General features: G+C 40.1%; 10 protein-coding genes. All 10 read left to right on the top strand.

From position 1 onward, the window contains the following. A partial coding sequence (pglZ, locus tag VSQ61_RS11015; RefSeq protein ID WP_334344480.1) for a BREX-4 system phosphatase PglZ occupies positions 1-2,269 on the top strand: 2,269 nt, incomplete at its 5' end. Between the two features lie 11 nt (positions 2,270-2,280). Then, positions 2,281-3,774: a BREX system Lon protease-like protein BrxL gene (brxL, locus tag VSQ61_RS11010; protein ID WP_334344479.1), complete on the top strand. Its 1,494-nt coding sequence runs from the start codon at positions 2,281-2,283 to the stop codon at positions 3,772-3,774. A gap of 4 nt (positions 3,775-3,778) precedes the next feature. Further along, on the top strand, positions 3,779-3,979 hold the full coding sequence (locus VSQ61_RS11005) for a hypothetical protein (RefSeq protein WP_334344478.1): 201 nt from the start codon (positions 3,779-3,781) through the stop codon (positions 3,977-3,979). 7 nt (positions 3,980-3,986) lie between these two features. Beyond that, on the top strand, positions 3,987-5,111 hold the full coding sequence (locus VSQ61_RS11000; RefSeq protein ID WP_334344477.1) for a cysteine desulfurase family protein: 1,125 nt from the start codon (positions 3,987-3,989) through the stop codon (positions 5,109-5,111). Between the two features lie 33 nt (positions 5,112-5,144). Beyond that, complete coding sequence (locus VSQ61_RS10995; protein WP_334344476.1) at positions 5,145-5,675, top strand: GIY-YIG nuclease family protein; 531 nt, start codon at positions 5,145-5,147, stop codon at positions 5,673-5,675. 14 nt (positions 5,676-5,689) lie between these two features. After that, entirely contained in the window at positions 5,690-6,904 is a 1,215-nt protein-coding gene (locus VSQ61_RS10990; RefSeq protein WP_334344475.1) for a DNA sulfur modification protein DndB, read from the top strand. A gap of 211 nt (positions 6,905-7,115) precedes the next feature. Next, complete coding sequence (locus tag VSQ61_RS10985; protein ID WP_334344474.1) at positions 7,116-8,264, top strand: IS630 family transposase; 1,149 nt, start codon at positions 7,116-7,118, stop codon at positions 8,262-8,264. Between the two features lie 60 nt (positions 8,265-8,324). Next, positions 8,325-10,328 carry a hypothetical protein gene (locus tag VSQ61_RS10980; RefSeq protein WP_334344473.1) on the top strand — a complete coding sequence of 668 codons (2,004 nt, stop codon included), beginning with the start codon at positions 8,325-8,327 and terminating at the stop codon, positions 10,326-10,328. Continuing rightward, the gene (locus tag VSQ61_RS10975) at positions 10,321-13,353 is read left to right on the top strand and encodes an AAA domain-containing protein (RefSeq protein ID WP_334344472.1); all 3,033 of its coding nucleotides are present in this window, start codon (positions 10,321-10,323) and stop codon (positions 13,351-13,353) included. Before VSQ61_RS10980 ends, VSQ61_RS10975 begins: the two co-directional genes overlap by 8 nt. 185 nt (positions 13,354-13,538) lie before the next feature. Further along, entirely contained in the window at positions 13,539-15,095 is a 1,557-nt protein-coding gene (locus tag VSQ61_RS10970) for an NAD(P)/FAD-dependent oxidoreductase (protein ID WP_334344471.1), read from the top strand. The last annotated feature ends 67 nt before the right edge of the window (positions 15,096-15,162 follow it).

Here is a 15,162-nt window from a genome sequence, read left to right as displayed (position 1 = left end):
GAAAATAAATAATATGTTGTGTCTGGAAATTTATAAATATATAGATGCAGCGAAGGGACAACCATTCTTTTATGTTGTCGGAGATAAAGAATATAGGGAGGTATTAAATGAACTTCAAGAGAATGGGCTGGATATGGTTAGAATTAGCGCATTCTGTTATAAAGATGATAAATTTCCGGATATCGATGAGGTGGTAGATTCATTTCGTACTCTAGATGTTGACTGCAAAAGTAATAAGATTGTAGTAGTGGGGCTTGGAGAGTATCTTGCATTAAGAGGAGAAGTGGAAACGAAACAAACATTAAGGAGGTTGAAGAATATAACGCTTGGAAATGGCAGAGTAGTAATTTTGCTACGGGGAATAGCTCCACAAATGAGAGACATAGTTAAAGAGGATGACAGATTAATACAAAAAAAGCTTGTATACTTTTCTCAAAATACAGTTTCAAGTATAACAGTAATAAATAATAAGATAAAAGATGCTGTTGGACTGAAAAGTGGAGTTAAACAATTGATTGGGTTGTTAGAAGATGGAATGACTAATAACGTTGAAATGAAGTCTGCTTTGACCTTTGATGATGCTCTGATTCCTGTTACAGTAATTAATAATGCACATATGGCTTTAGAAAATATGCATTTGGGAATACCATTAGAAAAACAATATGGAAGTGATGAGCAATGGACAAAAGTGTTGAATGGTTTCAGATGTTATCCAGAGGATACACGGATGCGTCTTCTGGTTTATAGGGATTATGAATATGATATATATGATCATGTATTAGGAGATAATGATGAAACTTGGTCGTATTTTCTAAACTTAAAGATTAATAATGATAAAATAAAAAATAAGTATTTAAGATATATTGTTAATATGACAGAGCGGGCTAATCAGTTAAAGGAGAATATTTTAACAGGGATTACAAAAGTGTCTCATAATGACAGGGAATTTAAAGAACTGTATGAGGGAAGAAAGAAATTAGTAAAAAATTTTCCAGAATCAGCCATAGCGATTTTTGTGCATGAAAATAAGATTGATCCCATAGAAGAAATTTACAAATATACAGATAATACAATTCTAGAACGGAGAGAGATTATACATTGGGTTGCTCAAAATGGTTGGAAAGATTTTATTGCAGAAATATATCCAGCATTAGGGATGTATTTAAAGAAGTATATTTTTAACTGTGGAAGTGTATCAAAAAAACTAACAGATTATTTTGATAAATATAAATTTCTTAAGGTGGAAAATAGAATTAGTGATGAATTTATGCAACTAGTTTATAATTATGGAAAGAATTATATTTACACCAAACTTCAGACGAGAGATGCAGCAATCAATAAAATAGAGAATAAAAGTAAGACTTGTTTATATTGGATTGATGCGCTGGGCGCAGAGCACTTGTCATATATTGCAGAATTGGCCAATAAAAAAGGATTGTCAATTCATATTGATATTGCCAGAGCAGACTTGCCTACGATAACTTCAGTTAATAGGAGTTTTTATGAGAGATGGAATGGTCCAAAGAAGTATAAAGAAGAAGAACTGGATAATATCAAGCATAAGGAGAAAGGTGGCTTTTTCTATGAAGATGGTCAGGAAGCATTCCATCTTGTGAGCGAATTAGATATTATTAAAAACGCTGTTGATTCAGTGGCAACATCGCTTGCAATGCATGAGTTTTGTCAATTTGTTATTGCTAGTGATCATGGCGCTTCCAGATTAGCAGTAATTAAAAAAGATGTGAATCCGCATCTAACAGATACAAAAGGGGAACATTCGGGACGTTGTTGTAAAGCTTATGATGAGAATGATAGAGAATTTGTTATTGAAGAAAATGGATATTTTGTAAGAACAGATTATAGTCGTTATAAGGGAAGCAGGGCAGCAAATGTTGAGGCTCATGGAGGGGCATCATTAGAAGAAGTTGTTGTTCCAATTATAACATTAAAGCTTAAAAAGCAGTCAGATGTAGACATACGAGTATTAAATGGAGATAATTTACAGGTAGATCGCCATAAGGGAACGCTGGTAGAATTGTATATTTCTGATGTTGATAATATCAATAATGTATACTTGGTAATTGATGGAAATAAGTATATTGCATATGCCAAAGACAGGACTCATTATTCTATTCTTCTGGAGGATATTAAAAGGCGGAGAAAATGTAGGGCAGATATATATGATGGAAATGATCTTATTGGAAATGTATTACTTAATATAAAAGGAAAAATAGTAAGTGAGAATAAAGACTTTGAAGATTTGTTTTAGGGAGATGCTGGATGGAATATTTAGAAAAGCTTTGTAATTGTTTTGACGAAATGGTTGTATTTAAAGATCTAAAAAGAACAAATTTTTTTTCGACATTAAGTCTTCCAGCGTTTATGAGAGATTGGCTGTTAAAGAAATTTGAGGATGATAAAGGAGACTTCGATAAAGAAGAATTAGCTCTATTTATAAAAAAGTATATTCCCAGAAAAGATGATTGGACATCAATAAAAAATCGAATCATTATTGAAGGGGAAAGAGTGAAATTTTTAGCAAAAATATGTATAAATATTGATATTAGTACAGGTGAAGTGTCTTTTGCGTTACCTGATTTTGGGCTTGGATTTAGAGATACTACTATAGAGAGTTATGTTTGGGAATCGTGTAAGGATGAACTTGTAAAAACTCAGGAAACATGGGGAATGATTGAATTAGGTTATAGATCTCCAGATGATTTTGATATAGAATTTGAATATGAGAAAAGAAATTCAAAAGCCAAAGTGTCAAAGTCCGGAAAGATTAAATTATTATCTTTTAAAAATTTTTGTCCATATAATATTGATCTTGAAGAATTCAAGGATGCACGTAAAGATTTTAGGATAGATGAGTGGCTCAATGTAATTTTAGGTGCGGTCGATTACAATGCATCTGGATATAATTCGGAAGAAGAAAAGCTGACTATGATTACAAGGTTGCTTCCTTTTGTAGAAAAGAGATTAAACCTTATTGAACTAGCGCCAAAGGGGACAGGAAAATCATATTTATTTGGAAATGTAAGTAGATATGGATGGCTGTCCTCTGGTGGGATTATGAGCAGGGCAAAGATGTTTTATGATCAGGTAAAGCGCAGAGAGGGCCTGATAGCTGGCAATGATTTTGTTACTTTGGATGAAATTCAAACTATTAAATTTACAGATACAGATGAGATGCGGGCAGCATTAAAAGGATATCTTGAGCAGGGAACATATACTGTAGGTGATCATAAAGGTGTTGCGGACGCAGGGATGATTTTGTGTGGGAATATTCGCAAGGAAATTATGGATTTTGATGGATATGCAAATATGTTTGTAGAACTGCCAGAAGTTTTTCACGAATCTGCATTGATAGAGCGTTTTCATGGATTTATAAAGGGATGGAATATTCCACGTATGAATGATGACCTAAAAGTATGTGGATGGGCTCTTAATTCGGAGTATTTTTGTGCAATTATGCATGAACTGCGAAATGATATGTCTTATAGAAGCATTGTAGATGAGCTTGTTATTGTTCCAGATGGAGCAGATACCAGAGATACAGAGGCTGTGAAACGAATTGCAACAGCATATTTAAAGCTTTTGTTTCCATATGTTCAAAAGGCTTCGGATATAACAACAAGAGAGTTTAAACGATATTGCTTAGACAGAGCAAGGAGAATGAGGGATACTATTAAATATCAGTTAGGTTTGCTTGATAATGAATATGCAGGAAAGGATCTTCCGGTATTTACAGTAAGGGAAGTGGAGGAATGATAGATTGGGAACTCAATACTGCTATGTGTGTGGAAAAACTCCTTTATCCAAAGATGAAGTAGGACTGGTAAAAAAAATGATAGATAAAAAAAGTACAAGATACTATTGCCTGCCATGCCTTGCAGAGTATTTTGAGGTTACTGAAGAAGAATTAATAGCTAAAATAGAAGAATTTAAAGAAGAGGGCTGCACCCTGTTTAAATGAGGTTTTTATGAAAGAATATATTTATGCTGATAATGCTGCTACTACAAAATTGGATATGGATGCATTTGAGGCAATGAAACCGTATTTACTTGAGGAATATGGAAATGTGTCACAACCATACTCTTTTTCAAGAAGTGGGAAAAGGGCATTGAAAGATGCCAGGGAAACAATCGCTCGATGTATTAATGCAGAACCGGAGGAAATTTTTTTTACATCTGGGGGAACAGAGAGTGATAATTGGGCGCTTAAAGGAGTTGCTTTTAAGAATAAATTTATTGGGAATATTGTTACTTCTGAAATAGAACATCATGCAATACTAAATACATGCAAAATACTTAATGATGCAGGCATGATAATAAAATATTTGGCTGTTACAAAAAATGCCCAGGTCGAGGTGAAAGAGCTTAAAGAAAATCTGGATAGTGATACAAAATTGGTTACAATTATGTTTGCAAATAATGAAGTAGGATCAATACAGCAAATAAGGGAGTTAGCTGAAGCGGCACATAATAGAGATGTTTTGTTTCATACAGATGCTGTACAGGCTGTTGGGCATGTGAAAATTGATGTAAAAGACTTGAATGTTGATATGCTTTCTGCTTCTGCACATAAATTTAATGGGCCCAAGGGAATTGGATTTTTTTATAAAAAGAATAAAGTGCAGATTGCCCCCTATATGAATGGAGGCGCTCAAGAAAAGGGGTTAAGAGCCGGAACAGAAAATATTGCATTTATTGTTGCAATGGCGTATGCGTTAAAAAAGAATTGCGAGGAACTTGAACAAAACGAAAAGCATTTATTTCATCTTGAAAAAGTGCTTGAACATGGACTGAGGGAAAATAATATTGTTTATCGAAGAAATGGAGCTGAAGTACATATTCCAGGGAATGTGAATCTTTCTTTTCCTGGTTATGAAGGAGAAGTGTTGCTGCATAGATTAGATTTAATGGGAATAAGCGTGTCAACAGGTTCTGCATGTGATAGTGTTAATACACAGATTTCACATGTTCTTCAAGCAATGAAATTGGATGAGGCTTTGGCAAGAGGAACAATTCGCATATCATTTGGCAAAAATAATACAGTAGAAGATGTAAAAAAAATTGTATTTGCACTTACTAAAATTCTTAATTAATATAAGAACTTTATAAACGAAAGAGGGATATTTATGGGGACATTATATGATCCGGTACAAAGTATTTTGAATGATTTTAAACCAGAATTTATATTAAGCCCAGAATTGTGGGGGAAATTTAATTTAGACGGGATTAATGTAGATTATTCTAAGTGGAGCAAGATAAAGATGATTGCTTCAAATGGGGAACTTAATCCAGATATTAATCAAATTCCAACAGAGTATGGCGGTATCTATGTATATGCAATTGTACCTCCAGTAATTCCTAATTGTGGTACATATGTGATGTATATAGGAATGGCAACAAAAACAGAACATGAGAATCTGCGTGCTAGAGTTAGATCATATAAAAGGCAATTTGGAAGTAAATATAATCGATCAAAACTGCATAGTCTGTTTAATAGATGGGGAGATTATATATATGTATACTATCTTCCGATGAATTCAAGCTCTAGCGATATAAAAGAGCTGGAGGATAGGCTTATTGCAACTTTTGGTAAACCACCTTGTAATAAAGAAGTGCTGATTAAAACTGTTAAAGCAGCTGTGGATGCAGCGTTTTAGGGAGGAGATTGGAAATGAGAATACCGGTAATTAGAGGGCATATGGGTGATTGGGGATATTATACAGGTATAATGAAATTTCAACAAGTTTCAGAACTTGTTACACCGTCAGTAGATGAGTTCTGTAATCCGAGCTGCTTAAATGATTTATTGCAAAGACAGCTGACAGATAATTATTTAAGTATAAAGGAGTATATTCTTCATGAAAATCAGAGATTTTTTAATGCTATAGTTTTAGCCATTTATGATGGAGATCCTAAATGGTTAGAGATAGAGTTTGGAGAAGAATATGAGGAATATTCTAATGTTGGCTTTTTAGAATTGAATGAGGAAGTAAGAATATTTCCAGTTGATGGACAGCATAGGGTAAAAGGAATAATAGAAGCTTTAAAAGAGAATGAGCAGGTTGCCGAGGAAGAAGTTCCTGTAATTTTTATAGCGCATAGAAATGATATTGAGGGAAAACGCCGAACTAGAAAATTGTTTTCTACTTTGAATAGAAGAGCGAAACCAGTTGGAGATAATTATCAAATTGCATTGGATGAAGATGATATAGTCGCTATTGTTACACGGGAACTGGTAGAAGAGTGTTCTCTTTTTCAAGGGGAAAGAATGTGTAACAATAGGAATAAACAAATTGCTGTAACTAATACAAACGCATTTACTTCATTGGTTGCTTTATATCAGTGTAATGATTATCTAATACAAAATTTTATTAAATTGTCAGATAAAAAGATGAAACAATATAAGTTATATAGGCCAGCAAATGAGACAATTGAGGATGCTTTAGAGTATGTGAAAAAATATTGGAATGCATTTATTGATAATATTTCTGCAGTCAAGGATTATTTGTTAATCAATGATAATCCTGCCTTGAATTATAGAAATAAAAATGGTGGTAATATTTTATTTAGACCAATTGGTATAATAGAATTTGTTAAGGCTTCTTACATAATATCTGAAAGATCTCATATTTCGTTTGAAGATACCTTGAGGAGACTAAACGATATTCCAATGGATTTGAATACAAAAGTATGGCGAGGAGTTATGTGGGATGGGAAAAAAATAATCAATAGAGTTAATTTGACATTAATTAGATTTTTAATTATGTTTTTAGAATCTGAAAATAATTTAACAGATGATGAAATGCAAAGACTTACTGATTTATACATTGTAGCAACGAATTATGAGGGGAACAGAAAAGATGCATTAACAAATATGAAAAGATAGTTGTTAGACTCAATAATTATGATAGATAAAACGACTAATAACTGATATATAAGAATTTACTACAGAAAGGTATTAAGCTTGGAAGAAAAATCTTATAGTTGAGGCTAATGTGAAAGTTAAAAGAAAGACTAGTATAGCGTATTGAAAGTTCTTGTGTAAATAATGTATATCTGCTATAGTGGTTTTATCAACCGGTATGGAGGACAAAACTATGGGCAGAAACAAAAAATACGGAAACATCATATTGAAAGATGGCGACTGCGAAGTTCTGGAAAAAATTGCTCGATCCCAGACTGCGGAATACTGTAAGGTACAACGCGCAAAAATTATCCTTTATAGCGCAGATGGAATGTCCAACACTGAGATAGCGAAGACAATCGGTGTCCACCCTAACACAGTAGCTAATTTCGTCAACAAATATATAGCCGCAGGGCTTGAGTATGCAATGAATGATGCTGCCCGGTCTGGTAAACCAAACTCCATAACAGATGAGGAAAAGATCTGGATCACCAACATTGCATGCACAAAGCCGAAGGATCTGGGCAGGGCACAGGAACTGTGGACATACCGCACGCTGCAGCAGTACATTCAGTCCTGCTGCATAGAAGCGGGATACCCCGAATTGAAGAGTATTTCCCATGCTACTGTTCGCTCCATTCTTGAAGGCAATGAAATAAAGCCCAATAAGATCAGCTATTACCTTGAACGCAAGGATCCCGAGTTTGAGACAAAAATGCATGACGTCCTCCTTGTATATAAGCAGGTAGAGATGTGCTTTGACAAAGAAGGGAATCTTGTCATCAACATGGAAGAGTCCAAAACAGTGACTGTCTCCTATGATGAGAAACATGGCATCCAGGCTCTTAAGAACATAGCACCGGACCTTCCGCCGACACAGACACACGGTACTGTCGGAAGGGATTATGAGTATAAACGTCTGGGGACATTGTCCTTACTTGCAGGAATGGACCTGCTTACAGGAGAAATTATCCCCCTTGTAAGTGATACCCATAAAAGCTCGGATTTCATTTCATGGCTCCGTAAGCTTGATGCGAAGTATCCGGAACATGATACAATACGGCTTGTCCTGGATAACCATTCCGCCCATACATCCAAAGAGACTCAAAAATATCTTGCAACAAGACCGGGGAGGTTTGAATTTGTATTCACACCCAAACATGGTTCATGGTTGAACCTGATTGAAGGTTTCTTTGGAAAGATGGGGAAGCAATGTCTGAAGGGCATCCGTGTCGATTCCAAAGAGGAACTGGAAGAACGGATATATCAGTATATTGCCGAAATCAACGAACATCCGGTAGTATATCATTGGACATACAAAATGGATGAGCTTGAGATATGATTTCCCACATAAACTTTGAATACGCTATACTAGTAAATGTATTTAGAAAGGAAGCCCCTTATGCTAACACTAAAACTCACCCCCCAATTCCCCACTCCCCACATCCAATCCTGCCAATTGACCCTGCCCGCCGCAATCACTTTCCACCACCTCCATGCCGCCCTGGATCTCATCCTGCAGCTAAGCCACGAAGCCTACTACAGCTTCATGCTAATGACCTCCCGCCACGCCATCGAGGCCAACACAGCCGAAGACTACAAAGCAGTCTCAGCCTTCAAACAAAACCCGCAAATCCGCTACTTAAATCCCTACCCGGGAACCTTCGCCTGTCTGCTGGAGCTTGAATCCATAGACGACAAAGAATCCTATACATATCCCCGGATAAAGGGAACCAATGATGACAAACAGATAAATAACTGGTTAAAGGAATACTGTAACTTTACAAAAGACTGGCAGTACCGAAACGAAGAATTCTTCCAAAGATTATACCACACAAAACAGGGAACTCCGGAAAACCAGAGCATAAAAGAACAGAAAACAATACATAATTCATCCACTCCATGCAGACAGCATCTCAAAACCATGGAAGAAAAACAGCAAGTATGGGACAGCTTCTGGGAGATGCATGAATATGACGAGAATATCCGTGTAACCGTGGGAGCATCAAAATATTCCCAGGCAGAGCTTTTAGAGATATCAAAGAAAGACAATCTCCTGAACTACTGCCGCTATTCCTCCCTGCCGGTAGCAGCCAACTGGAAGAAAAAGCAGTTATCAGAAGCATTTTGCAGCAACCTAAAGGAAAACACCTGGCTTGCTATGGTGCTTCTTCCACGGACAGGCTTAGAACTCTATTTCCGCCTATGCCGTTTAAAGGAAAATCAAAAGCTTTCTCTCAGCCAGGAGGAAGCGGAAGCATTGAAGGTATTGCTCTATTTAGGGATGGCAGATCTGCTTTTGACAAAAGAGGAAACGGATATCCGCCTGGAGCTGCCGGCGGATTTTAAGAAATATTTCCTGAAATTCTTTCAGGATTCCCGTAATTTTACATCCAAGTCAGCATGCGCTTCGTATTTGTCACATGGACAAAAGGCAGGAAGCTGGCAGAAGATTGTGAAAGGATATGAAAAGCTGGATTATCGTACGAGTATGCTCCTGTGCCGTTACGGAATTCTTTCTGTAAAGGATCTTTATGATAAACTGTGTACCTGTTATTCATATACTTTCAGCCAGACAGAATTTAAGGTCTATCTTATGCTCCGTTTAAGGCTGTTAGAGGAGGTGTATACAGGTCATCTCTTGGGAAGCAGAGAGCGGATAGCAGCTCCATTTGGCTTGGATATATCCTATGCATTAAGAGAACAGGAAGAGCTGATTCCGGCATCACGGCAAAGGCCTGTGGCTCAAAAAGAATTAGACGGGTATGAGGAATGGATGGCGGAACAGACAGAGGGGCTGATGCGCCTTATGTCAAATTTCACGGAAGATATTTATCTGCTTGGTGAGCTGACCCAAGAGATCGTTTTTGCTGTCCTGGCAAATTATAAATGGGAAGACTATCTGGAAGTCCTGGAAGAGCTTCTTGAAGAATTAGATGACTCCGGGCAGGTGTGGTTTTGGTATGAGCTGAGTAAATTATATCTGCATCTGCCGGTTGCCGGCCTGGGCGGTTATTCCCGCATAGAATATGCCAAAAAGGAACAGTTGGATAATCCTTATCTGGTGCTGAATGACAAGGAGGATTTTACGGAGCCCCGGAATGCGGAAGAAATTTTCGGACTTCCTTTTGAGATACAATGGCAGCTATTTTCCTATGGAGAGCGCTTTGCAGAAGACGGAAGTGATCTTTCGGAAAGGCGTTTGCTGAAGTATGCCAGAAAACACCTCAATAAAGAAATGGTGTCCGGTCTGCAGATGTATTGCTATATGATTTCCGGAAATCCAAAGCTGCTGGGGCTTTTGGAGAAAATGTCAGAACAAGGAGATGCCAGAGCTCAGGAAATGCTGGGGGAATTGGATGAAATGCTGTCAGGAATGATTGAGGAATGGGAGCCTTATGAATAACACCCACCGCAACATCTTCAAAGCCATACACGAGGGAAAATGGCTGAAAATCGAATACCAAAACATCGAAAACCAGATCACCAGCTACTGGATAGGCATCCGTGATCTGAACATCAAGAGCCGCACCCTCTCTGTAGACGGTCTCCATACCGGAAAGTACACCCTGAGTTCCTACGACCGCATCTACATAGATTCCATCCTGTCCTCAGAGGTCATTGAGGGTTCCTACTGCGAAATCAACCAGCGCCTTGTCCGTGACATTTATCTTAACCCTCACAAATACAAAAGTCTCTTCGACCACGTAGCCAACCTAAAAATTCTAAACTATCTGGAAATGTGCAACCGCATGGATACGGTGCCATACTATTCCGACTTTGAGCTGATCCGCTATCTGGACAGAGACAGCTTTGGGGAGGAATGCTATGAGCTTGACGATGAACAATTCCGAATGATCGTAAAATACTTTCAGCTAAAGACAGAAGAAAAGCGCCCTGACGGGCGCCTGAGCCTTCAGCAGCTTGCCATGAATGTCCTCAGCATCCATACCGGCAAAGGTCTCTATGTGCTGGCCTACCGCCGTCTTCGCCTGGATGTGAAACGGCAGGTGCTCCGTCCGGATGAGGACATTACTATCTGCACGGAATACACCGTTGACGGCACCGTAGAGAGCATCCGCCGGTATCTGGACGCAGACGAATACGAGCTTCTGGAGCATTTTGAGGAACATCAGGAGCGGATCAAGGACTGCATCACCCACTACAACCGTTCCGTACTAAGCGTAGATGATATGCCCTATGTAATCGGCCTTGGCATGGACATTGCGCTGGACCTCCATAAAGAGTATCAGGCAATTATGAATATGTACCAGAAAAAAGAGATTCCAGTTCCTATCCGGGCGTTTTTCGGGGATCTTCTGAATCGCCCTGTCCGGAAAAAGGCATGTCCCATTACCTTGCTGAATAAACGGATCAACCTGGATCAGCTTCTGGCCATTAACAATGCCATGAAATATCCCGTGGCTTATATTCAGGGCCCTCCGGGAACGGGCAAGACCAATACCATTCTCAATACCATTTTAACCGCATTTTTCAACGAAAAGACAGTACTGTTTACCTCGTACAATAATCATCCCATTAACAGCGTATTTGAAAAGCTGATTGGGCTGGAATACCATAATCAAAGAATTCCCTTTCCCGTTCTTCGTCTGGGAAATGTGGAGAAGCTAAGGGAAGCCATCCGGTATTTAAAACAGCTTTATATGCAGACCAAAGCCATCACTGTATATGAATCCACGCTGGATAAGCGAAAGGATGACCGTATTCAGCGCGCCAGGGAACTGTCCGGATTGCTGGCCCGCTATGAGGAGGTTCTGGATCTGAAAGAGCGCAGAGAAACCCTCCATCGAATGACCGAATATCAGAGCCGTTTACAGGGAGCCATCGGGCTTCTTCCCTTTCAGGCAGACCTGCAGGGAAGACAGCTTCAGCAGGTGAGCAGGAAAATTACCGACAAGGGGCAGATTACGGACCAGGAAGCCTTAAGCCTTTTGGATGATAATGAGGAGGAGTTATACAAATACCTTTACTACACCTCTGCAAAATATATTCAAAGGCTGGACGAGCCCAAATACGAGGACCTGAGGAAGATTTTATTTGAGGCAGAGGGAGAAGAGCAGCTATCGGCATTTTCAAAATATCTGAGCAAAACAGAACATGTGAAAAAGCTCCAAAGGGTATTTCCGGTGATGATTACCACCTGCATCTCCGCCCACAGGCTTGGAGCTCCGGAGGCCATGTTCGACATGGTAATTGTGGATGAGGCCAGCCAGTGCAACACGGCAGTTTCTCTTGTTCCCATTATACGTGGGGAACAGCTTATGCTGGTGGGAGATCCCCAGCAGCTTAACCCGGTGATTCTTCTGGATCCGCTGGTAAATCAACGGCTCCGTAAGAAATACAACGTATCTGATGAATACGATTACCGTGCCAATTCTATTTACAAAACCTTTCTCTCCTGTGATTCCGTCAGTGATGAGGTGCTGCTCCACAACCATTACCGCTGCAATGAGAAAATCATAGAATTTAATAATCGGAAATACTACAACTCCAAGCTGAACATCTGCTCTGACAGCAAGGAGCCCCACCCTCTCGTTTATGTGGATGTAAAAAATGAACCCTCTGACCTGAAAAATACGGCCCCGTCAGAGGTCAGGGAGATTGTAAAATACGCAGCCGGACACAGAGACAAGAGTATCGGCGTCATTACGCCCTTCGTAAATCAGAAAAAGCTAATTGATGAGGCTTTGAAAAAGGAGGGGCTTGAACATGTAGCATGCGGGACTGTTCATGCCTTTCAGGGAGATGAAAAGGATGTGGTGCTCTTTTCCACGGCCATCTCGGACAGTACCCAGGCAGGCACCTATGAATGGCTGAAGAATAACAGAGAGCTAATCAACGTAGCCGCATCCCGTGCAAAGGATCAGCTCATTGTGTTGTCGGATTCCAAAAATCTGAATCGGCTCCATCAAAAAGAGGGCAGTGATGATCTCTATGAGCTTGTAAAGTACGTGCAGGCCAACGGAATGTCCCAGGTGAGTCAGAAGAAAGCCAACTCCCGGGCATTGGGAATCAAGCCCTTCAGCACGGCTATGGAGGAAGCATTTCTTGCCAACCTGACCCATGCCCTGGAAAATATCTGGCTTTCCCAAAGCCGCTATTCAGTGCGAAAAGAAGTGGCGGTTTCCCAGGTATTTATGGACAATATAAGCCATGAGGATCTGTTCTATTCCGGCCGATTCGATTTTGTAGTCTATGAGCGTCAGGGAAAGCAGGAGCTTCCTGTGCTGGCCATTGAATTGGATGGGAAAGAGCATTTTGAGGATGAGATTGTAAGGGAACGGGATCGGAAAAAGAACGCCATTTGCAGAGCCCATCAGATGCAGATTATCCGGGTGGAGAATGCCTATGCCAGACGGTATAATCATATCAAGGAAATATTGATCAATTACTTTTCTATCCGCCATTAAAAGCAGATGCCAGTTTCAAAAAGCTAATCTGAGTATTAAAATTCAACAGCTATAAAAGGATGAAGATATCATCATGTAAATATTTGACGGCTAATAAAGAATCGTGTACAATAGAAAAATAACTTGGATACAAAAGAGAATGTCAGCAGAGAATAACAGGTAAAAGAACAAAAAAGGAGCTTCAAATGAAGAAAGCGATCATCATCGGCGCAGGTCCGGCAGGCGTGACGGCGGCGTACGAATTGTTAAAGCAGTCAAAGGAATATGAGGTACTGGTGCTGGAGGAAAGTCAGGAGATTGGCGGAATCTCCAGAACTGTCCGCTATAATGGAAACCGGATGGACATCGGCGGCCACCGATTTTTCTCCAAGGATGACAGAGTAACCCGGTGGTGGGATCAGATCATGCCCCTTCAGGGCAAGCCTTCCTATGATGATAAGGTGCTGGGACGTACCCTGCCGCTGAAAAAGGGCGGTCCGGATCCGGAGAAAGAGGATCAGGTCATGCTGACCCGTAACAGAGTATCCCGTATTTACTATAAAAAGAAATTTTTCGACTATCCCATTAAGCTGAATGCAAAGCTGTTTTTGAATATGGGTTTTGCGGATACGGTGGTGGCTGGCTGCAGTTATTTGAAGACAGCAGTAGTTAAAAAGCCGGTGGACTCGCTGGAGAACTTCTATATTAACAGTTTCGGCAGAAAGCTTTACTCTATGTTCTTTGAAGGCTACACAGAGAAACTATGGGGGCGTCATCCCAGAGAGATTGCGCCGGACTGGGGCGCACAGCGGACCAAGGGCCTTTCCATCATGGGAATTCTAAAGGACAACCTGGTGAAACTTCTTCCGGGGAAGCAGGACAAGAAGCATGTACAGACATCCCTGATTGAAGAGTTCAATTATCCCAAATACGGTCCGGGCCAGCTGTGGGAGACAGCGGCGGAGGAAGTAGAGAAGATGGGCGGAGAGATCCGCAAAGGCTGTAAAGTAACAAAGATCAATACCGCCGGAAATCGGGTGGAAAGCATTGTCTACGAATGCGATGGCCGGGAAGTGACCGTGGAAGGTGATGTATTTATTTCTTCTATGCCGGTAAAGGATCTGATAGCAGGCATGAACGATGTGCCGAAGGATAAGGCTGAGATTGCGGCAGGCTTACCCTATCGTGATTTCGTGACCGTAGGACTTCTGGTAAAAAAGCTGAATCTGAAAAATGAGACCAAGCTTAGGACCTTAAACAACATTGTACCCGATTGCTGGATCTATGTCCAGGATACGGGAGTGAAGCTGGGGCGTATTCAGATCTTTAATAACTGGTCCCCCTACATGGTGGCAGAACCGGAGAAAACTGTCTGGATCGGTCTGGAGTATTTTTGCAGCGAAGGCGACAAGTACTGGAAGCTCAGTGAGGAAAAATGGGTAAAATACGCCACAGCCGAGCTCTTGAAAATGGGTGTGATTTCCCGTGAGAGTGATGTGCTGGATTCCCACAGAGAGCGGGTGAAAAAAGCATATCCGGCGTACTTTGATACCTATGAGCATATGGATGACCTGATTTCCTATCTCAATGGTTTCGGCAACCTTTACTGCGTAGGCCGCAACGGTCAGCACCGCTACAACAACATGGATCATTCCATGGCAACCTCCTTTGAGGCTGTGGGCAATATCTTAAGCGGCAGGGAGGATAAGAAGAATATCTGGAGTGTGAATACGGAGAAGGAGTATCACGAGGAAAAGAAATAAAAAAGACCCATAAAGAAGCAAACAGGCATGTCTAATTACAGGCATGCCTGTTTTTTGATCCGGTGGA

Source organism: Candidatus Merdisoma sp. JLR.KK006, from assembly GCF_036941035.1.
In the GTDB taxonomy this organism is placed as follows: Bacteria; Bacillota; Clostridia; order Lachnospirales; family Lachnospiraceae; genus Laedolimicola.
The sequence above is the reverse complement of the archived record's forward strand: the minus strand, read 5'-3'. Positions and strand labels throughout refer to the sequence as shown.

What these genes read in the sequence shown, in the direction of transcription:
- VSQ61_RS10970 (WP_334344471.1), top strand. Translation starts at nt 13,539, where the DNA reads ATGAAGAAAGCGATCATCATCGGCGCAGGTCCGGCAGGCGTGACGGCG.
- VSQ61_RS10975 (WP_334344472.1), top strand. Translation starts at nt 10,321, where the DNA reads ATGAATAACACCCACCGCAACATCTTCAAAGCCATACACGAGGGAAAA.
- VSQ61_RS10985 (WP_334344474.1), top strand. Translation starts at nt 7,116, where the DNA reads ATGGGCAGAAACAAAAAATACGGAAACATCATATTGAAAGATGGCGAC.
- VSQ61_RS10990 (WP_334344475.1), top strand. Translation starts at nt 5,690, where the DNA reads ATGAGAATACCGGTAATTAGAGGGCATATGGGTGATTGGGGATATTAT.
- brxL (WP_334344479.1), top strand. Translation starts at nt 2,281, where the DNA reads ATGGAATATTTAGAAAAGCTTTGTAATTGTTTTGACGAAATGGTTGTA.
- VSQ61_RS10995 (WP_334344476.1), top strand. Translation starts at nt 5,145, where the DNA reads ATGGGGACATTATATGATCCGGTACAAAGTATTTTGAATGATTTTAAA.
- VSQ61_RS10980 (WP_334344473.1), top strand. Translation starts at nt 8,325, where the DNA reads ATGCTAACACTAAAACTCACCCCCCAATTCCCCACTCCCCACATCCAA.
- VSQ61_RS11000 (WP_334344477.1), top strand. Translation starts at nt 3,987, where the DNA reads ATGAAAGAATATATTTATGCTGATAATGCTGCTACTACAAAATTGGAT.